Source organism: Acidovorax sp. SRI_002 (genome assembly GCF_057586455.1).
Map to the genome: position 1 here is coordinate 209,484 of NZ_JBYCZW010000009.1, position 19,224 is coordinate 228,707.

At 64.4% G+C, this 19,224-nt stretch carries 13 protein-coding genes; all 13 read right to left on the reverse strand.

The features are described 5' to 3' along the window. Window positions 1-47: 47 nt before the first annotated feature. The 13 genes from AC2YJX_RS23320 to AC2YJX_RS23380 all read right to left on the reverse strand — a co-directional run bounded on the left by AC2YJX_RS23320 (window position 48) and on the right by AC2YJX_RS23380 (window position 18,935). Window positions 48-776 carry a hypothetical protein gene (locus AC2YJX_RS23320; protein WP_218301769.1) on the reverse strand — a complete coding sequence of 243 codons (729 nt, stop codon included), beginning with the start codon at window positions 774-776 and terminating at the stop codon, window positions 48-50. Between the two features lie 540 nt (window positions 777-1,316). Then, complete coding sequence (locus AC2YJX_RS23325) at window positions 1,317-1,982, reverse strand: response regulator transcription factor (RefSeq protein ID WP_218301770.1); 666 nt, start codon at window positions 1,980-1,982, stop codon at window positions 1,317-1,319. Window positions 1,983-2,079: 97 nt separating this feature from the next. Further along, window positions 2,080-3,384 (reverse strand): sensor histidine kinase, encoded by a 1,305-nt coding sequence (locus AC2YJX_RS23330; RefSeq protein WP_487257404.1) that lies wholly within the window; start codon window positions 3,382-3,384, stop codon window positions 2,080-2,082. After that, window positions 3,365-4,516: a hypothetical protein gene (locus AC2YJX_RS23335; RefSeq protein WP_218301772.1), complete on the reverse strand. Its 1,152-nt coding sequence runs from the start codon at window positions 4,514-4,516 to the stop codon at window positions 3,365-3,367. Before AC2YJX_RS23335 ends, AC2YJX_RS23330 begins: the two co-directional genes overlap by 20 nt. Before the next feature lie 1,164 nt (window positions 4,517-5,680). Then, entirely contained in the window at window positions 5,681-6,700 is a 1,020-nt protein-coding gene (locus AC2YJX_RS23340) for a porin (protein ID WP_487257405.1), read from the reverse strand. 593 nt (window positions 6,701-7,293) lie between these two features. Continuing rightward, window positions 7,294-7,785 carry a transposase gene (locus AC2YJX_RS23345; RefSeq protein WP_487257406.1) on the reverse strand — a complete coding sequence of 164 codons (492 nt, stop codon included), beginning with the start codon at window positions 7,783-7,785 and terminating at the stop codon, window positions 7,294-7,296. 725 nt (window positions 7,786-8,510) lie between these two features. Then, window positions 8,511-8,798 carry a barstar family protein gene (locus tag AC2YJX_RS23350; RefSeq protein ID WP_218301775.1) on the reverse strand — a complete coding sequence of 96 codons (288 nt, stop codon included), beginning with the start codon at window positions 8,796-8,798 and terminating at the stop codon, window positions 8,511-8,513. Continuing rightward, window positions 8,782-12,081 carry a hypothetical protein gene (locus AC2YJX_RS23355; RefSeq protein WP_487257407.1) on the reverse strand — a complete coding sequence of 1,100 codons (3,300 nt, stop codon included), beginning with the start codon at window positions 12,079-12,081 and terminating at the stop codon, window positions 8,782-8,784. The genes AC2YJX_RS23350 and AC2YJX_RS23355 overlap by 17 nt, the downstream gene beginning before the upstream one ends. Before the next feature lie 468 nt (window positions 12,082-12,549). Further along, window positions 12,550-12,867 carry a hypothetical protein gene (locus AC2YJX_RS23360; RefSeq protein WP_055402051.1) on the reverse strand — a complete coding sequence of 106 codons (318 nt, stop codon included), beginning with the start codon at window positions 12,865-12,867 and terminating at the stop codon, window positions 12,550-12,552. A gap of 111 nt (window positions 12,868-12,978) precedes the next feature. Further along, the gene (locus AC2YJX_RS23365) at window positions 12,979-14,589 is read right to left on the reverse strand and encodes a PepSY domain-containing protein (protein ID WP_487257408.1); all 1,611 of its coding nucleotides are present in this window, start codon (window positions 14,587-14,589) and stop codon (window positions 12,979-12,981) included. Between the two features lie 19 nt (window positions 14,590-14,608). Next, window positions 14,609-16,831, reverse strand: coding sequence for a TonB-dependent receptor (locus AC2YJX_RS23370; RefSeq protein WP_487257409.1), 2,223 nt, complete (start codon window positions 16,829-16,831; stop codon window positions 14,609-14,611). Between the two features lie 136 nt (window positions 16,832-16,967). Beyond that, window positions 16,968-17,330: a DUF2946 family protein gene (locus AC2YJX_RS23375; protein WP_487257410.1), complete on the reverse strand. Its 363-nt coding sequence runs from the start codon at window positions 17,328-17,330 to the stop codon at window positions 16,968-16,970. Window positions 17,331-17,495: 165 nt separating this feature from the next. Next, window positions 17,496-18,935 (reverse strand): aldehyde dehydrogenase family protein, encoded by a 1,440-nt coding sequence (locus tag AC2YJX_RS23380; RefSeq protein WP_487257411.1) that lies wholly within the window; start codon window positions 18,933-18,935, stop codon window positions 17,496-17,498. Window positions 18,936-19,224 lie beyond the last annotated feature (289 nt).

Here is a 19,224-nt window from a genome sequence, read left to right on the forward strand (position 1 = left end):
TTTCGTTTGTTGCAAATCGCGATATCCGCCCGTCGGGCGGACAGGGCTTATTGCTTGCGAGCCATGCTGCTCATGCCTTCGCCCAGCGACTTCAGCGCGGTATTGAACGCATCGGTCAGCAGCTTGAACTCCTGGCTTACAGCCTGGAACTCTGCGTTGACAGCCTGCATTTCCTTGGCAGCATCCTCGCCGTCACCACCAGCGGCCTCCTTGAGCTTGCCCGACAGCTCCACCATCTTGGCGGCCTTGTCGCCCATGGCCTCGCCCATGGCCTGGGCAATGGCCTGCAGCCAGCTCTTGGCACCGGCTTTGCCACAGCCCCTGCCGCCTTCGCCCGTGCTCTCGGCCATCTGGTTGCGCACGCTGTCGACGATCTGCTGCGCAATGTCGTCAACCGACTTTTGGATGTCGCAAGATGCCACGTCGGAAATTGCCTCACCAGCACCATCGGTGGGCTTGCAGTATTCCTGCATCACCTCGTCGATCGCCTGGCTGATCGCGTCTTGCAGGAACTTCGGCATGCCATCTTCGCGTTGCAGTGTTTGCGCCGCTTGTTGTGCGCCGCCGCCCATGATGGTGCTGACCAAGTTGGTCGTTGCATTCAGGATGTTGACTGGCGAGAAGCCTTCCAGCGTCTTGCTCATGTCATTGCCACCCAGCAGGCCGCTGACCATGCCACTCAGAAACTGCGAACCGATGCCACCGAGCAGGCCGCCCATGCCCATTCCGCCGCCGCCGATCAATGCGGAACCCACGACGCCAACTGCTGCACCCATAACAAACTCCTTGAAACTGGCCCATCTTCGGGCCGTGATTGGTTGGAACGACTCCTTTGCCTGCACAGGTCGCCCTGGCAAGGACCCCATCGGGCTGCGGCTTTGTGGCACTGGCTCCGTCGGGACAGCCGTGATTGAACCGGCTTTGGGTCTGCCGCGCTATATGTGCGATTCCCAGCTAGGAATGCCCCTAGCTAGGGAGGACACCTACCCGCGCACCTCTCTGGCCCAGGATCCGCCCGCCCGCAAAGCATGCGCGGATCACAATTTCAGTATCTATTTTTGCTATAAAAATAGTAGCTAATTGCGCTTTGTAGAAAAGCGCTGGCGGCATATTTGCTTTGGATATCAGCCGTTGCCCAACACTCTGTCATCCTGCACCGGAGTAGCTCAGCTCCCAATGCCAGATACCTGTCGAAGCCCTTGTCGCGCGCTTCGCCTGCTTGCGACTCGTTGCAACTGAAGACCTTTGCAACGCGCTGCCCAGCCCGTCCGTGCGCGTTGTGCACAGCACGCCGTGAACAGATCGCGCAAAGGTGCTTACAGCACCCTCTGTGCCATGGTCATGCGGGTCAGGTGCACCGCAGAGTCGGCCTGCATCTTGCCAAGCACCCGGCCGCGGTGCAGTTCCACCGTCTTGGCGCTGATGTTCAGGTCCCGGGCGATTTCTTTGCTCATCTTGCCGTCCACCACCCCGCGCATCACCTCGGACTCCCGATCCGTCAGCGTGGCCAGCCTGCGCTGGAACTCTGCGCACGCTGGTGGCCGATGCGGCGCGGCCGGTGCCTCAAACGCCTTGGCCAGCGCCTGCTCCAGCGCACTGTCTTCAAACGGTTTTTCCAGGAACGTGATGGCGCCCTTTTCCATGGCCTGCACCGCCAGCGGCACGTCGCCGTGCCCGGTCATGTACACCACCGGCAGTGGCCACTGCGCACTTGGCCCTGCAATACCCCGCGCAATCAGCACGTCATGCACCTGCAACCCTGACATCCCGGGCATCCGCACATCCAGCAACAAGCAGCTGTCGGCCAGCGTGCCCGCTTGCATCTGGTGCTCCAGGGTGGCAATGGCGGCGTTGGCATCCGCGAAATCCAGAACCCGGTAGCCCGCACCCTCCAGCCACCAGCGGGCCGTGGTGCGGAAATCTGCGTTGTCGTCCAGCAGGTACAGCGTTCGTGTCGTCGGTCCAGCGTGCGTGACTGTCATGTGTCCATCTCTCCCTCATAGCATTCAAAACTCTCAGGGGCGCCCCGTTGGGTAGGCAGGTCTTGCGCCTGTCTTTGCGCCGCAGTCGCCGCCAGGCTCAGGCCTGATCGCCGGGTAGCCCCTGCGGCTCGGCCTGGGCGGCAGGCGCAGGCGCTGCAACCAGCGGCAGCGCGACGAAGAACGTGCAACCCCGGTCCGTATTGGGCGTGAACCACAGGCGGCCCTGGTGCAGTTCAATCAGGCTGCGGCAGATGTTCAGCCCCACACCCATTCCCGTGGGTTTCGTCGAAAAAAACGGCATGAACAATTGCGCCGCCGTCTCATCCTCCATGCCACACCCTGAATCCCGGATCGCCATCTCCAGCATCTGGTCCACCTCATCGATCCGGCACACGACCTCCAGACGCCGCTCGTGCGCAGGCGACTGCGCCATGGCATCGATTGCATTGCGCAGCAAATTCACCAGCACCTGCTGCACCATCACACCATCGGCCACCACCGCCCAGCCGCGCTGCTGCAGCGCCTGCTCAATGCCGTCCTCCTGCACGCACCACTGCACCCCGTGGCGCTCCAGGTCCCAATCCAGCAGCGCCAAGCTACTGCGTAACAAGGTCAGCGTATCCAGAGGCTCCCGTTGCGGTTGGTGATTGCGCGTGTAGTCCCGCACCCGGCCAATCACCCGTGCCGCGTACTGCACCTGCTCCAACGCCAACTGCACCCCCTGCACCAGCGGCGGCAACATCTGCGGCTGCAAACTTTCACCAGCCGACGCCAGCCGCGCTTTCAGGCCCCGCAGCACATTGCCCACCGCCCCCAGCGGCTGGTTGAGCTCATGTGCCAACGTGGTCGCCATCTCGCCCACCGCCAAGCTGTGCGACGTAAAAAGCAGTCGCTCACGGTCTTCCAGGTGGCGTCGCGTAGGGTTCAGCGCCCCTCCATCAGGCCCAAGCCACAGCACCCACAGCCCCTGCTGCGGTGCCACCGGGGCCAGCCGGGCAGGGCGCGTGCGTGCGCCCCTAGGCGCGGCATGCATGCGGCCATCGTGTGCCTCGTCGTGCCCCTCCACTTGCTCGCCACACAACTCCACCGTGCCTGCCCATCCGTGATCACAGCCCGGCCATTGGGCTACCGCGCACATCCCGGCCGTCAACCCTTCCAGCCGCTCGCACAGCAGTGCCAGGGGGGCACCCACGGGCGGCCAGGTGTCCTGCTCTACCCTCTCCGTGGGAGGGGCCACTGCCGCGCACAGCGCTGCATTGCGCCAAAGCACCCGACCTGTGCCAGACACATCCAGCACCGCCATCGCATCGCCCAGAGCAGTCAGCGCACAGGCCTGCCAGTCGGCAGGCAGCCCCTGCGCCAAGCCCACGCTGTTCAAGCCATCACCCTGCATGCACGGCATGCAGCGCACCCAGGCCCGCGCCATCCAGCGGTACAGGCAACCGCAGTGCCATCAGTGTCCACTGCGTGCCCAGCAAGCGGCGCAGGCGGCGCGGCTCCTGCAGCACAATGCGCTCGGGCGCTCCCGGGCCCGCCGCCGCAGGCTCGTCAGCCGCGCTATGCACCACCAGCTGCGGCGTGTGGCGATCTGGCCGAGAAGCTCCCAGCCGCCACCGGCCTGCGGCATCCACGTCCTGGCGCAAGCGCCACACCCGCCACTGCGTATCGGCAGGCATCGTGGCCGTCCAGCGTGCCACCAGCGGCCAAGCTTGTCCTGCTGTGCCGGCTGCCCACCCCGCACGCACCGCATCCGGGCGCAGTACATGCCCCCACAGGCGCATGTGCGACACATCGGGCGGCGCCAGCACCAACACACAGCGACCCGCCTCCAGCTCCCGCAACAATGCCTGCTGCGCATTGGCCTCCAGCCACACCCGCAGCGCTCGGTAGTGCTGTGCAGCGGCTTCTCGACTCATATCCTCCAGCCCTGGCGCCTCACCGGGCTCCTCCTGCGCGTCCTCATCGGCATCGCTCCAGGCATCCCAGAAATCTTCGTCCTCCAGCTCCGGCGCAGCATTGCGTGGCATGTCGCGTTCCACCCGCTCCACCCGGTCCTGCGACACCCGCTGCCGAACCTTCGGTGCCAGCGCCAAAGCCATTGCCAGGGCGTGCGGCATCTCCGTCGGTTCGCCCGCGAGCAGTGGCTTGCCAGGCCCCCGCTCCTCACGCACGCCTGCGGCCCCCGTTGCTACCGAACCTTTGGCGTCTGCGCCTGTGGCAGCTGCCAGCGGCCCCTCAGCGCGGCCGCGTGGCCCCAGCGCCAGCCCATCGGGCCGCACACCGCGCGGGGCGAATTCAGGCCCGCGCGCCGTAGCCCCTGTTGCGGCGGCTCCTGCGCCCGGCCGCGCCATTCCCGCAATGCCCCCCGCAGGGCTCTCGCCCAAGCGCGCAGCCCGCAGCGCCCACTGTGCCTGCGCCAGCGCCACCGCAGCTGCCCCCGCCGTCATTTGTCCTGCCAGAGTGCGCCCCAATGCCTGGGCCAGGGCAGCTTGCGCCTGCGCCACTGCGGGCTGCGCACCAGCGCGCCCCGCCATGCTCCCAGACGGCGCCGCACCATCTCGGGTCTCTGTGCGTGGCTGGGGGGGCGTCTGTTTGCGGCCTTCCGTCTGCGGTGCCGCTCCCACAGTTGCAGCCTGTGCGCTCTGTGCTGCCTGCGCGGCCTGCACCGCCGCAGGCGTTTGCCCTGCGCTGGCAGGCGTGCTTTTGGCAGCAGCGAACCCATTGCCTTGTGCCAAAGACTGCGCAGCCGCATCAGCCCTTGGGTTGGCAATGCCCACTTGCGTTGCTGCCGGGCTGGTGCCTAGCGGGCGCGGTAAACCCCCGCCCGTACTCATCCCTTCTATGCGCTGCCCGCCGCCGGTCGCAGTACCCTGCCATGGCGCAGCGCCGTAGTTTTGGCCTCCCATGGCGCTGCCGTTGTGTACCGCAGAACCAGCACCCCAGCTGGTGCCAGCGCCTGAAATCGTCACAGCCGTGCCAGCCAGCGTGGTGGCCGGTGCCAGCGCCCCCGGCGGCGCTCCAACAGGGGGCTGGCCCCCCTGCGCACTGCCCTGCTGAGAACTCCCTCCTCCAAAACCATAGCCGCCAGGCGGCACACCCGTGCCACTGGCTGTGGGCTGAGATGCTCCACCACCCTGTGGCGTACCCGCGGCCGAGTACGCCTGGCCGCCGCCCTGCAACTGTCCTGCACCGCTGTGGGTTGCCCAGTTTCCCGGGCTCCCACCGCCGCTACCGCCGACGTTAGTGCTCAGCCCGCCCACAGGCTGCAGTCCCCCGCCACCAGGGCCAACACTGCCGGTACCGCCAGCTCCGGAGCCCCCCGGACTGGATTCCCCACTGCTGCCCAGCCCAGGGCGTGCGCCGGGTGGGCTGCTGCCGGTGTTGGTTGAGCCGTTGGGTCCGTCCGTGGGGCTGGCTTCACCGGGCTGTTGGGCTGGAGTGGGGTTGTGCGCAGGGGCCGCGCTGGGGCCCTCTGCCGGAGCAGGGGGCGGCTGGTTGGAGGCCGGCGGTAGCGGAGGATCCACCGGTGCGGGAGGCCCACTGGGTGCCGACACCGGAGCCTCGGGCGTAGCGGGGGGCTGCGCGGGTACTTCGGTGGGAGTAGGAGTGACCGGTGGGGTCAGTGCATCACTATGGCCGGTGAACATTAGTGAAAAAGGTTATTTCAAGTATATTTTTGCACCGGATATTTGTATTTTTTAGAAGCTATGGGTAACTCCAATACCGTAATTATTAAGAGTGCCTTCCCGCATGTAGTTGATGTAGGTTTGTGTTCGCTTGGATAAGGCGTATGTACCGTTGATAGTCGCGTTGGTGTATTTTTTGCGTTCAAACCGTGCATTGCCAATGGTGTACTCAGCCTTGGTTTCGCGGGCTATATCAATACCTGCTGAAAATTGATTCCAGGTGGCCTTGGCGCCCAGAGTAATGCCACTGGATGAAAAAATAGCATTGGCCACGCTAAGTAGGGTGGAAGGGTCGTAATATCGTCCATTGCGCGATTGAAAGTAGCCGCCTGAAAATGCAAGGTTTTGGTATTGGTATTTGGCACCAAAGGCAAAATTGGCTTTCTGGTCGCTTGCCTTGTTATAGGCGGCGCCCATAGTCAGGGGGCCTGTTCTGTAAGTAGCGCCGAGGTCCACCTTACTGCGGTTGGCACCATTGAGCAGATCGTTGTCCTTCGGCACATAGGCGGCCTCCAGCATAAGACCACCCAATTGCGGCGTACGGTAGCTGATCTGATTGGATTGGCGCAGGCCAGCGCCCACAGCGCCGAAAACTCGAACTGCAATGGAATTATTTCCTGCGCCCATCAAATCCCAGGATGCCATAGCGTTATAGCTGGGCGTAGTGGCTCGACCTAGTTTTATGCGGCCCCAGCTATCACCCACCCAAACGCTGGAGTTGCGAGCAAACGCGCCTGCAGGGTCGGTTGCGCCACTGGACGCATCTAAGCCTTGCTCCAGCTGAAAGCCCGCTTGCAGCCCGCCACCTAAGTCTTCCACCCCTCTGATACCTACAAAGCTGTCTTGGAGATTCACCATGGAAGAACTTTGTAGGCCGATCCTGCCCGGCTTCACTTGGGTACTGTCTACTTGATATGTTTTACCCACAGCCACATCCACAGCGCCATAAATCGTCACACTCGACTGCGCCCACGCAGGCGCGCACGCCAGCAGGGTTGCCAGAGCCAAAGGGGTTACTTGGTATTTATTCATGAACAGTGCTTGATCCAGAAGTTATTGAAAGGCTGCCCCTCCCTGATGCCCACCAGTCCAGCCTGGCAGGGCAGCCGCAGCGCGGTATTACAGCAAGCCCCCGGCGCCCCTGCGCCATGGTTTCGCGCGCACGCAACAGCAGGTGTTACTGCACACTGGGGAGGTGTGAAAAGAATGTTTCTTTTGATTGCAATTCGTGGGGGCTTTGTTGCACAAGTCGGGCCCATTGCGCTGCTAGCCCCAATGCATGAACCTGAGTGAACCTAAAAGGACAGAGACCTGCTATGGATAGAGGTGTGAGCTGGGCTGGGTACATGCAAATGCACGCCCCGGCCGCGCCATCCCCGCAATGCCCTCAATCCACCGAACTTAAGCCCCCACCATCCCTTGTAAGCCATATGCGGATGCGGCTTCACATGCCGCGCAGGTCTGGGCTGAGATCGGCCCGGAACTGCGGCGCACCAAGTTCTTGCCCAGCAGGCCAACGGCATGGGAAATCGGCTCCTGCGGCCCTGCAGGTCGCCCCGTAGGAGCAGCAGCGCAAGCGGCAACCAGCTCTGCATCACGGCCTCCGCATGCGCGCGATTGCACACTCAATCCTCGGGCTGCAGATTGTTTTCAGTCTGCGCCGCCGCGCACACCTGTGCTGCTAGGCTGTCCGCCAACACCTTAGCCGCCACATCCACCAGCAGCGCCTGCTGCGTCAGCACCGGAAATACATTCGATCTTGAACGCCGCTTGAACGCATCTTCGATGCGCCAGCATTGGTGATACAACTCTGCAAACACCGATGCCGGGAAGTCCTGCGCTGGCAGGTTCGTCGCCATCACCCGCACCTGCCCGGTGCTGGAGATGCAGTGCACCAAACGTACCCAGGGCGCAGCCCCCGAGCACTCGTAGTCCTTGGCATCCTGCGTACTGGGCGCCCTCAGTTGCACGATGGGCTCATCGTGCTGGCTTTGCAAGAACTCCTGCATCGCCACCCTGCCATTGGCCTTGTCGCAGCGCATGCAAAAGCCGATGCCCTGCTCCACCAAATGCGCGACCAGCCAGCTGGCGGGGTAGCCCCGGTCCAGTACCAGCAAATCCGAAGCCCCGGTTGCTCCAAGGATTCAAACAACATCTGCCGCTCTCGCACCACCGTACACCCGCGCATTCAAGCAAAGCTCAGCGCTGGGCAGGCTCCGGGCAAACAGACGCTGGTCCACCTTGACCAACCGCGCCTGATGGCCGACACGAAGGGCGGGCATGAGCAGACTGGCATCTGCGGTCACCACACGCCGCCCGTGACAGCGGGGTGCAAAGGCATGAGCAGTCGCGAGCAAGCGCGCATTGAGCTCGGGCAGGGCATTCCAATCGAGGTGACTGCGGGTCTTGGCAAAGGCGCGGTCAGAGATACATACGCACATGTCCGAGACCAGTCCCATCATCAGTGCCCAGGTTTGCAAAGAAGCCGTCGAGCATGACCTGCTGTGAGGAGCTGCGCTGGTTGACCAAGGCCCCTACAAGGTGTTGTGGCAAGGGCAGTTGACGGCTGCCCGTAGGGTTGCCCAGGGCGCCCACTCCACCCCCTGGCACGTCGACCATGCGGCCGCTCCAGGTGGGTGTCAAACCTGCATAGCTGGCAGAGCGTCTTCCGTATCGCATGTAGATCTCAGCCGCCTGCTCGGGCCTTAAGCGCCGCGTTGTACTTCGTCCAGTGGGTGGTCTTGTAGCGGGCCTTTGGCCCTTGGGGTTCACTCATGCGCTGAGCTGCCCGCGCAAGGGGGGCGGTTTGTGCAACAAAGCCCAACAAAGCCATTCGCAACACCTATTCAAGGGCAAAAGAAAACCTATCTGCCCAACCAAATTTCTCATCCTGCAACTCAACTCGTCGAAGCACATCAACAATTGCATCAAAGTCAGCCCCTAACGCCTGTTTTGACTTATCAGACCGCTTCCAAGTCAGCGTCACGGGCCTTTCAATACTAGCGCTCAAAACATCCCACAACGCGTGAAGATTTTCACCATAAAAACTTTCAATTCCAAGCGCAAACGCAAATGCTCGGTGAAAATCACTCGCCGTTTCAAGCGTGTCACCATCAATGAGTATTTCCATGCTTTTCCCTATTTTTCCAAATACCGATTGGCGTAACCGTTTTGTAGTGGTCAGTTGTTATGTACAGAAGACCATCATTGGAATAAAGCAACCGTGTGCCAGGTTGATTACTTCTGGACATGGTATTACTCAATCCAATATCCACTTCCTGCCAGGTCCTGCTTGCAGCTTGCGGTAGCCCGTTGATAGGTGGAACGTTATTGAAGACATCACCACCCAATTGTCCACCCGGAACAAAGTTGTTTAACGCCTTGCCCGGTTGCCATCCTTGTTGAGCTGCTTGCGCTTTATCGACGTAGTTTGGAGGCAATTTCCCAGTAGTCTGGAGGCTTTCGACTACCTCGTTTGCAGCCTGGGTCGTCTTTAGATCCAACTTCAAGCCAGCATAGGTCGCAACATTTGCGGTACCTCCCGCTGTCGCTGTCCCTCCATTGGCCCCATTGGTCGAAACACCACCCACACCCGGCCCAGCCGCAGGCACAGCCCCATCCGGCTTCTTGCCTACAGCCCCCAGCGCATTGTCAACGCTGCCACCAAGCCTGTTGCCAATACCCCGACCCAGCGCCCCGCCTATCGCCACACCGGCCTGCGCGTGCAGCCCTTCTGACGTGGCAAAGCCTGTGATGTCATTGATCACATCCCGGCTGAACCCTTTGCCTGCTTCAGCGTCCAGTTGCGCCGCCTTGGTCCACAGACCGTTATAGATGCTGTCACGAGAGAAGTCTTTGCCCTGGATTTGCTTGTACTCCTGGGCTGCGGCTCTCCACTCTTCTGCGCTGTATTTCTCAGCGGGCATGTTCGACATGTCCGCCAGTGCCATGGTGCGTCGGCGCGGGTCAATGTAAGCATTGGGGTCGGTAATCGTGGAGCGCCCCGCAAAGGGATAGCGGCCATGCTCTGACGCTAGTGCAGGATTCACAAACCCCCGTCCGCCGCCTGCTCCCGTATAGGTCTCTGCCGCCTGCTGCGCCGCCAGCGCCTCACGCTGGGCCCGCCCCGCACTCTCGTGCGCAATGGCCCGCCCGCCCAGCTGCGCTGCGCCTGTATCCGACAGATCAAACTGCAGCACCTGCCCCGGCTGCACGATGGGCACGCCCTGCGCGTTGAGCTGTATCTGACCGCTAGCCAGCAACTGACCGTAGGCCGCTATCTGCTGCTGCTTGTCCAGTCCGGCCGTTGCCAATGCCGCCAGCGGACCTTGGCCCTTGCCCACCACTGCTTCGGTGATGGCTTGCGTTTCGGGGGCCATGCTGCCGTTTAGGGCGATGCCGCCGTCGATTTCGTCGCTCCAGTTCGATAGCGTTTCGCCCGAGATTTGCAGCCCCTGTCCTCCGAGCCCTGGCCGCAGGCCCAGCCCCTGCGCATCCACCTCACTGGCCCCCAGGTTCCTCACCCAGTCGCTGGAGGGCCTGTCTCCTGATTGTCCCTCATTCCCTGCCTGGCTTGGGTTCTGGCTTTGGCTTTGCCCCTTTCCTTGTGCGCCCCGCAGCTCTTCACCCAGCACTTCGCCCAGGAAGTCACTCGCAAACCCTGCCGCCGGGTCATTGCTGCCCGCAACCTTCACTGCGCTGCTGGCAGCCCGGCCGAGCAGGCGCAGCATGCTGGCTTCTTGCACGCTCAGGCCTTCGTTCTTGCTGAGCTCGGCGATCTGCACTTCCAGGCTCTTGCCCACTTCTCCCGCCACGCTGGCCAGCAGGCTGTTTGTGAGGCCGTCCTTGAACTTGCCCCCCGTGGCTTCTTGCAGCACACCCTGCAGGCCCGCCTTGCCCAGGTGGCCCAGGCTGCGCGTGGCCAGATCGCCGCCTTGCAGCAGCTCGTTCATGCCTGTGGCGTTCATCATCCCAAAGCTCACTCCGGCGGTCAGTGCCGAGCGCAGCAGGTCGCCCAGGTCGATCTTGCCCCCGGTGGTCAGCTGCATGGTGGCGCTGCTGATGGCGCCCAGCGCCATGCTTTGGCCCAGGCTGGTGCTGGCGCTGGCGGCGGTGATGCCAAAGGCGCCTGCGGTGGCGAAGGTCATGACGCCTGCAAACACCATGGGCAGCGCTTTGTCCAGGAAGCTGGTGCTTTGCCGGATGTTGTTGGCCAGGTCCGTGCTCCAGCCGTTGACGGGGTCAAACCACAGGTATTCGTTGTTGATCAGATCCCGGTTTTGTTCGGGGGTGAGCTGGGTGGCTTGCCAGGTGCTGGCAGCCCAGGGCCCGGGGTTGCCGTTTTCTGTGACGGTGGGGCCGCCGAGTACCAGCTGGCTCTCGCCCAGGCCGTAGTAGGCAGGGGTGATCTGGGGGCCCGCATCGGTTTCGCCGTGCTGCACGGCGGAATGGAACTGCAGGGGCTCTTTGCCGTGCAGTTGGGCAAAGGCTTTTTGTGCGGGGCTGTCGCCGCTGGCGTAGGCCTTGGCGAATTCGGCGGGGTCGCTCAGGCGCCAGAGGTTCTGGTGTTGCCCGCCAGCGGCGAGCGCCTGGGCTTCGATGGCCTGGAGGTCGCTGGCCTGATTGGCGCTTGGCGGGTGGGTGACGCTGTGCAGTGTCTGCTCGGTGATGTGCTCGGCATCGCCTCCGCTGGAGTGCCGTGCGATCAGTTCGCTGCCTGCCACTTCGGGGCCGGGGTTTTGCTGGGCGTGGTCCAGGGCCTGCAGGAATTGGTCGCGTACGGCGTTGTGCGCCTCTTGCAACTGGGTCAGGCGTGCGCCCAGGTCGGGGCCAAAGCGCGCGAGGATGCCTTGGCCGACGTCGGTGTCGGTGTTCAAGGGGCGCAGGGGCGGGCCGAACTGGGCCACCATCTCCTGGTTGGCGGGCTCGGCCAGCAGCAGTTCCAGGGCGGCGACCTCGGTGGGGCTGGCGTTGGGGGCTGCTGCCTGGGCGCTGGCAGTGCCAATGGCTGGGTTCTCGGGAGTGATCTGCAGGGGTTTGGTCTGCACCAGGTCGATACCGAGACCTGCTGCGTTCTCCGGGGTGACGGTCAGGGGCTTGGTGTGTGCAAAGTCGATGCCCAGGCCTGCTGCGTTCTCCGGGGTGACCTGCAGAGGCTTGGTCTGTGCCTGCACCATCAGGGCCAGTGTGGTGCTGGGGGTGTGGTCGGTGGGGGCGAAGAGGGAGGTGCTGGCCAAGGCCGTGTCAGCGTAGGGGTCGGGCTGGCCATAGCCGCCTGGGCCGCTGTCGGTGAAGGCGCCAGCGTTGTCCTGGGGCTGGTCTGTATAGCTGTTGAATGCACTGCCAGGAGCGGGCGGGCTGGCCAGGTCGCCAGGGGCGGGGGCGTAGGTGGAGGCTGAGGGTGCGACTTGCATGGCGCGCGACTGTGCCTACAGGCATCAGCGCGCGAAACTGGGAAGGCTCCTAGCTAGGGACGTTCCTAGCTAGGAATGACCCCTACATGGGACCGGCCGGTGGGAGCCGTGGGAAATGCAAGAAATATGGCCGCAGGGGCCGTGGAGAGAGCGCAAGCAGCTATGGAATCAGGAGCGGTCTGCGCGCGGGGAACGCAGGAGATGAGGCGGAGGGGGTTACAGACTTTTACGACGGGCAGGTAGGACGCAAGGGCGCGAACTGCGGGTGCCGGGTCAGCGCCGAAGGAATTTCGCCTGACTGCACACTGCTGGCTCAGGCCTTCACTTCGAGCAGCGAACCCATCATTTCGTCTTGTGCCTTGATGGCCTGCAGGTTGGCAGACTGATTGAAACCCAACAGCTTGGGCGAACATGGGGGCACTTCAGCTGTCGTGGGAAACCGCCAACCGGTCTATTGCACCGTGGCGCTTATTCGCTCCAGTCCGAATGCTTCTCGCACAGCTTGTTGGTTTCCTTGCCCTTGCGGGTTTCGGCGAACTTCACGAGGTTGCCCTTGAAATCTTCGGGCGTTTCGTTCCACATGCAGGTGCACCAGGCCTGGGCCTTGGTTTGGCCCTTGATGGGGCTGGGCTCGTTGCCACCCTCGTAGACGGTGGCAGAGTAGCTCAGGCACTGCCGGTATTGCGCGTCGCCTGCAGGTGGGCGGTTGTAGTCGGTGGCGGCCCAGGCCGAAGTGCCAGCGGCCAACAGGAGGGCGGCGCCAGTGATGGTGCGGATCAGTTGCATGGGGAAAATCTCTGCGAGGGATGGAGCCCCCGCACGCCCGGGATGGACGTGCGGTGGGTGAAGCCCAGTGTAGTTGTTTGAAACAAAAAGTATCAAACAAAAAATGACGGCTCAGCCACCTGTCGTAGGCAAGACACGGGCGCGCCTGCGGCGGCCCTGTCCGGCAAGCTGCGACGCCGGGCCCGCTGCGAATGCGAACTTGGCGCCCAGCCGCCGCAATCCAATGACAACCCCCGTTGCGCTCAGCACCGCACCACCCAGGCTCAGCACAATGAGAACGATGTCCCACAGCGGGCGCCGCTCCAGCAGCGGCAGCCAGTCCCAGCTGTGCAGCATGGAGAACAGCCAGCGGCTGGTACGGCGATAACTGTCGGTGCGGCCGAGTACGGCGCCGGTGTGGGGGTCGATGTGGACCCAGGTGGCATGGGGGTCGTCAAACACCAGGCGCAGCGCGGGCAGGGGCTTGTCGCCCCCGCCCGTCATGGTGTGGGTGGCGCGGTCGTAGTAATGCAGGTCGTAGGCGGTCAGCGTGTCGGTGCGCACCACGGCGTGGGGCAGCAGGCGCGCTGCGGCCTCGGCCACCGCGCCTGGGGGCCACTGGTGGGGCGCGGCGGTGGTCGCATCGAGCAGCGCGGGGGCGCCGGTCGGGCTGTACGCAAGCACCAGCGGATGGCCCGCGCTTTGCACCCAGCGCAGCTCCCGCGTGTTCGGCGAACCGCCTGACAGCAAAGCCTGCACGGTGGCGGCTTGCGGGGGGAGCACCAGCGGGCCGCCGTTCATGGCCTGCTGGCGCAGTGGCGCGGCGCCGCTGTCAAAAATCTTCCACGGGTTCATCGACATGAGGCCGCTGAAGATCCAGGTGAATGTGATCAGCGCAAACACCAGCCCGAACACATGGTGCCAGCGCATCATGAAGCCCCGGTATGGCGTGCGCGAACCGGTCTTGTACCGGCCCTGGAAGCGCCAGCGCAGCACGCCCACCACGGTGCCCGTCAGCGTGAGCACGATGCCCGCAATGGAAAGCCAGTTGACGATGTCCGTCCAGTAGCCGTTGAAGACATTGCCCCGGAAGGGGTAGAGCCAGTGGATCCAAGCGCCTGCGTAGTTCCAGGCGCGTTCCTGCAGCGGCGCATCGCGCACCACCTCGCCCGTGGTGCCCGACACATAGACCACGGTGCCCGCGCTGTCGCCCAGGTGCAGGCGGTGCAGCGGGCGGTGCACGTCGAGCGCACGCGAGTGGGTGAAGGCGTCTTCGTCGATCGTGCCCAGGTGTGCGATCCGTGCGCCGGGCTCCTGCGCGAAGGCGCGAGCCGAAGCGAGGGCGTGCTCGGCGTCTACGCGCTGCAACCGTTCGCCTGTGAGTGCGTCGATGACCGCAGGCGCTGGCGCCCTGCGCGGGCGTGGTACGGCGTCTCCGGCAGGGGCGGCGGGAACCACCATGTACACCGCGCGCGCGCCGCTGGCCACGGCGAGCCTCAGGTCCTGCAGCGGTCCTGCCAGGCCTGCGCGCGCCAAGGCGGCAGCGGGCTCCAGCAGAGGCTCTGTGCCCAGCGTTGCGCTGCGCAGTGGCGGCAGGTGGGCCAGGCGCTCGGCCTGCGTGAGCTTGGGGTAGCCCACGTACATCATCACCACGCCCGAGAGGAACCACATGGCGAAGAAGGCGCACAGCAGCACGCCCAGCCAGCGGTGGACGAGGTACAGCCAGCGTTTGGCGTGTGGCATGTCTGGTGCTCCGCCTGCGTCAGAACGCGGTGTGCAGCGTCACGTCCAGCGTGCGCGGTGCGCCCAGGTAGACTTGGTCGCGCGTCTCAGCCGCGTAGATGCGGTCGGTGGCGTTGCGCACGCGGCCCGTGAGGGTGGTGGTCTTGTTGACCTTCCACGCCAGGCCCAGGTCCAGCAGCGTGTACGACGGCCAGAACTTGGTGTTGGCTGCATTGCCATACACCTTGCCCACATGGCGCACACCGGCGCTTGCCGTGACGGTGGATGTGATGGCATACGACGCCCACAGGTTTGCCACTTGCTGCGGCACCAGTTGCGGCACATTGCCCGCGCGTGAGACACCGCCCTGCACAAAGTTCTCGTACCGCGCGCGGATCAGCGACAGGTTGCCCTGCAGCTGCCATTGCGGCGTGGGGCGGATGCCGGCCGACAGCTCGATGCCCTTGGACGACTGCTCGCCCACCAGCACCGTGAGGTTGGGGTTGGACGGATCTTGCGAGGCGATGTTCTTGCGCCGGATGTCAAAGGCCGCCACCGTGGCGCTGCCCTTGCCGTCCCAGAAGTCGAACTTGCTGCCCACCTCGACTTGGCGGCCCGTGGTCAGCTCGCTGTTGTTGCGCACATCGGCAAACGAGGCCGAGGCCAGCGAGCCCGATGGTGGGTCGGCCGCGTTGGAGGCCTGTGCATACAAGTTGGCACCGGGCGCAATGTCCCACACCACGCCCAGGCGGCCAGTGGTGGGGCTGTAGCTGCGGCTGAAGGTGGCGGGCGCGGTGGCCGTCACGGCACGGCGGTTCACCAAGTCCAGCTCGATGCGCTCGTGCCGCAGTGCGGTGACCAGGTTCACCCCGGGCACCACGGCCGTGCGGTTTTCCAGGTACAGCGCGGTGTTGGTGATCTTGTTGTCTTTGTCGGGGCTCAGGACGGGCGACATGCCGGGAATGTCGAAGAAGTTCTCGGTGGAGAAGTGATAGGGGTTGACCGTGCTCACGGTGACCGAGGGGCCGAACGGGAAACGTGCCTGCTTGTTCACGCTCACATCCAGGCCAAAGGCCCAGTCGCTCCTTCTGCCTGCCAGCTGCCCTTGGTAGGTGCCCTCCAGCCGGTCACCCACCAGCGTCTGGTCGTGGCGCTGCAGGTAGGGCGCCGTGCGCGTGACGGCCGTGTTGCTCGCGTTGAAGGTGTAGATCTCGACGTTGCGGTAGTCGCGCAAGGCGTCGTACACGTAGAACGTGTTCTTGAGTTGCAGCGCATCGGACACGCGCCATTGCGCCACCGAGCGCAGCCATTGCACGCGGTGTTCGTACATGCCGTCGGCGCTGTTGTAGTTCTTGAAGCGCGTGGCCGGGTCGATGTGCAGCGCGCCCACGGCGGGGTTGAGCACTGGCGTGCCCCAGTAGGGCCGGTCCACATGGTCTTTCTGGTATTCGTAGGCCAGCGTGTGGCTGAAGCCTCCGCCCAGGTCCGACAGCAGCGAGGTCGCCAGCTGGGTGGACTGTGTCTTGGTGCCTTCGGTCCAGCTGCCAGCGTTGCGGTGGTTGAGGTCGATGCGCGCGTAGTGGGCAGGGCCTGCACTGCCATCGCCCCCCGCAATGCGGCGGTTCAGGCCCACGGACACTTCTTTCAGGTCGTAGGAACCCAGGCGCAGCTGCGCTTCCGCAAAGTCGCTGCGCTCGGCCGTCTTGGTGATGTAGTTGATGGAGCCACCCACGCCGCCCGAGCCGTACAGAAAACTCGACGTGCCGCCGATGGCCTCGACGCGGTCATAGATCCAGCTGTCGACCGCGCGCGTGGCGCTGCCGTATTGCGGGTTGATGCCGTTGTACAGCTGGGCCACCGAGTTGGACGTGAACCCCCGGTAGTGCGCTGACATGGAGCCCGGTGCGTTGTGCGCCACCACGCCCGGCACGGCGCGCAGGATTTCCTGCGTGTCCTGTGCGCCACGTGCGTCGATGGTGGCGCGGTCCACCACGGTGACGGAGGCGGGGTTCTCGCGCACCGTCAGGCCCAGGCGGCTACCGGTGTCCACGGGTGTGTCCAGGTTCAGCTTGCCGTTGGGGGATGCGGCGGTGTCCACCACGTCCACGGCCTTGAGCGTGGGCGTGGGCGTGGGCGTGGTGGTCTGGGCAGGGACAGAGAGGGAGGCCAGTGCGCAGGTGGCGAACACGCCCCAGCACGAAGGAGAAAGAGGCAGGCGCGGAGAGCACGCAGCATGGCGGGAGGAGGAGTACGAACGGGACATGAAAACGCTCTTGTCTTGAGGCGACAGCGCAACCAGGCCCGCGTGGAGTGCACGCGGGGCTGCGCGGTCTGGAAACCAGCGGGAACAAGGCAGCGCCCGACCAACCAGGTGCCGGGTACTGCCAACAGGCTTCAGATCAAGAGCGCGATGGGGGCCCGCGTGCGGGCAGTGGCGCTGCAGTGGCCGCTGCGATGCGGGCGGCCTCGACGGGCTGCAGCGCATGGGCCAGGGGGTGGGGTGGCAGCACGGAGGCTACCGGGGTGGGGGGCGGCGCGCTGGGAGTGGCGCACAAGGGGCAGTCCATGCCCATGGCGCCCATCTCCACCGTGCCGTCATCGGTCTGCACCAGGAGCTTGATGGTGCCCGCGCCCGAGCAGATCACCTCGATGGACTGGGGGTGTACCAGCGGAGATGCGATGGCCACCCCCATTGACGCCACGAACCATGCGAGCACCCACAGGCGCAGCGCGGCAAAGGTTGTTCGTGGGAGGGCGGTCATGGGGCGCGATGATACTGCGGCCACACAGCGGTGCGGGGCGGTTTGCTATAAATATTGTAGCATTTCCTGCTTTCTGCATCGGCGCCAGGGCCGGATTTTGTGGCAATTTGACGCAGGGCAAGCACCGTGGCTGCTGGCGCCGCCGCGTCGGCGGCGGCGCCAGGTTCAGGCCTGGGTGTAGGCCGTCTTGACCGTGGTGTAGAACTCGGCCGCATACCGGCCTTGCTCGCGCGGGCCGTAGCTGCTGCTCTTGCGGCCGCCAAACGGCACGTGGTAGTCCACGCCCGCCGTGGGCAGGTTCACCATCACCATGCCGGCTTGCGCATGGCGCTTGAAGTGCGTGGCGTGCTTGAGGCTGGTGGTGGCGATGCCGCTGGCCAGGCCAAAGGGCGTGTCGTTGGCCAGGGCCAGCGCTTCCTCGTAGTTCTTGGCGCGCAACACGCTGACCACGGGGCCGAAGATCTCTTCGCGGTTGATGCGCATGCCGGGCGTGGTCTCGGTGAACAGGGCGGGGCGCAGGTAGTAGCCGGGCGCGCCGTCGGCGTTCTTCTCCAGGGCTTCGCCGCCGTAGGCGAGCTTGGCGCCTTCCTGCTGGCCGATGCCGATGTATTCCAGGTCTTGTGCGAGTTGGCGGTCGTCCACCACGGGGCCGATGTCGGTGCCGGCCTTGCGTGCGTCATCCACCTTCAGGGTCTTCATCTTTTCGACCATGGCGGCCACGAAGCGGTCATGGATGCCTTCGGTCACGATCACGCGGCTGCTGGCGGTGCAGCGTTGGCCGGTGGAGAAAAAGCCGCTGTTGATGGCCGCGCCCACGGCCACATTCAGGTCCGCGTCGTCCAGCACCACAAACGGGTTCTTGCCGCCCATCTCCAGCTGCACCTTGGCACCGCGCGGCACGCAGGCGGCGGCCACACGCTGGCCCGTGCCGACGGAGCCGGTAAAGCTCACGCCCGCAATGCGCTCGTCTTCCAGCAGCACGGCGCCCACGTCCGATCCCCGGCCCATCACCAGGTTGAACACACCGGCCGGCAGCCCTGCGCGGTGCAGGATGTCTGCCAGCGCCCAGGCGGAGCCCGGCACCACCTCGGCGGGCTTGAACACCACGCAGTTCCCGTAGGCCAGCGCGGGCGCGATCTTCCAGGTCGGGATGGCGATGGGGAAGTTCCACGGCGTGATGATGCCGATGGTGCCCAGGGGTTCGCGCGTGATCTCGATGCCCACGCCGGGGCGCACGGAGGGGATCATCTCGCCGCCGGGGCGCAGCGCCTCGCCCGCAAAGAACTTGAAGATGGCCGCAGCGCGGCCGACTTCGCCAATGGCTTCGGGCAGGGTCTTGCCTTCTTCGCGGGCCAGCAGGTCGCCCAGCTCGGCCTTGCGCGCGATGATTTCGTTGCCCACGGCGTCCAGAATGTCAAAGCGCTGTTGGGGCGTGGACAGGCTCCATGCCGGGAAGGCCGCGTGCGCTGCGGCGACGGCGTCCAGCGCCTGCTCGCGGCTGGCCACGGCGTAGTCGCCTATCACATCGCGCGTGTCGGACGGGTTGGTGTTCTGGTAGGTGCGAACGCCGTCAGTCCAGGCGCCGCCAATCAGGTTTGCATGCATGGTGGTGGTGTGGTGGTGAAGAAGAGGGTGTTGAGAAAAAAAGGGGCGGTTGCATGCCGAGTGCGCAGGTTGCGCAGCGCAAACTGGCGCTGCACCCAGGAAGGATGTCTTTCAATGTGCGCTGAGGGCTTTACGACAGACAACTCCTGGTGGTTTGAAAGGCGTCGCAGTCCCGACCGCGCGAAAGCATTGCAACATTTTGTTGTATGTCATCGTACAACATAAGAAGTCCTCTCGGTTGTCGGGTAACTACTGATGGGACAACCGGGCGTCTCACCTTGGCCATGAT

What these genes read in the sequence shown, in the direction of transcription:
- AC2YJX_RS23335 (WP_218301772.1), bottom strand. Translation starts at nt 4,516, where the DNA reads ATGGCGGGGCGCGCTGGTGCGCAGCCCGCAGTGGCGCAGGCGCAAGCT.
- AC2YJX_RS23325 (WP_218301770.1), bottom strand. Translation starts at nt 1,982, where the DNA reads ATGACAGTCACGCACGCTGGACCGACGACACGAACGCTGTACCTGCTG.
- AC2YJX_RS23380 (WP_487257411.1), bottom strand. Translation starts at nt 18,935, where the DNA reads ATGCATGCAAACCTGATTGGCGGCGCCTGGACTGACGGCGTTCGCACC.
- AC2YJX_RS23340 (WP_487257405.1), bottom strand. Translation starts at nt 6,700, where the DNA reads ATGAATAAATACCAAGTAACCCCTTTGGCTCTGGCAACCCTGCTGGCG.
- AC2YJX_RS23350 (WP_218301775.1), bottom strand. Translation starts at nt 8,798, where the DNA reads ATGGAAATACTCATTGATGGTGACACGCTTGAAACGGCGAGTGATTTT.
- AC2YJX_RS23360 (WP_055402051.1), bottom strand. Translation starts at nt 12,867, where the DNA reads ATGCAACTGATCCGCACCATCACTGGCGCCGCCCTCCTGTTGGCCGCT.
- AC2YJX_RS23375 (WP_487257410.1), bottom strand. Translation starts at nt 17,330, where the DNA reads ATGACCGCCCTCCCACGAACAACCTTTGCCGCGCTGCGCCTGTGGGTG.
- AC2YJX_RS23370 (WP_487257409.1), bottom strand. Translation starts at nt 16,831, where the DNA reads ATGTCCCGTTCGTACTCCTCCTCCCGCCATGCTGCGTGCTCTCCGCGC.
- AC2YJX_RS23320 (WP_218301769.1), bottom strand. Translation starts at nt 776, where the DNA reads ATGGGTGCAGCAGTTGGCGTCGTGGGTTCCGCATTGATCGGCGGCGGC.
- AC2YJX_RS23330 (WP_487257404.1), bottom strand. Translation starts at nt 3,384, where the DNA reads ATGCCGTGCATGCAGGGTGATGGCTTGAACAGCGTGGGCTTGGCGCAG.
- AC2YJX_RS23365 (WP_487257408.1), bottom strand. Translation starts at nt 14,589, where the DNA reads ATGCCACACGCCAAACGCTGGCTGTACCTCGTCCACCGCTGGCTGGGC.
- AC2YJX_RS23355 (WP_487257407.1), bottom strand. Translation starts at nt 12,081, where the DNA reads ATGCAAGTCGCACCCTCAGCCTCCACCTACGCCCCCGCCCCTGGCGAC.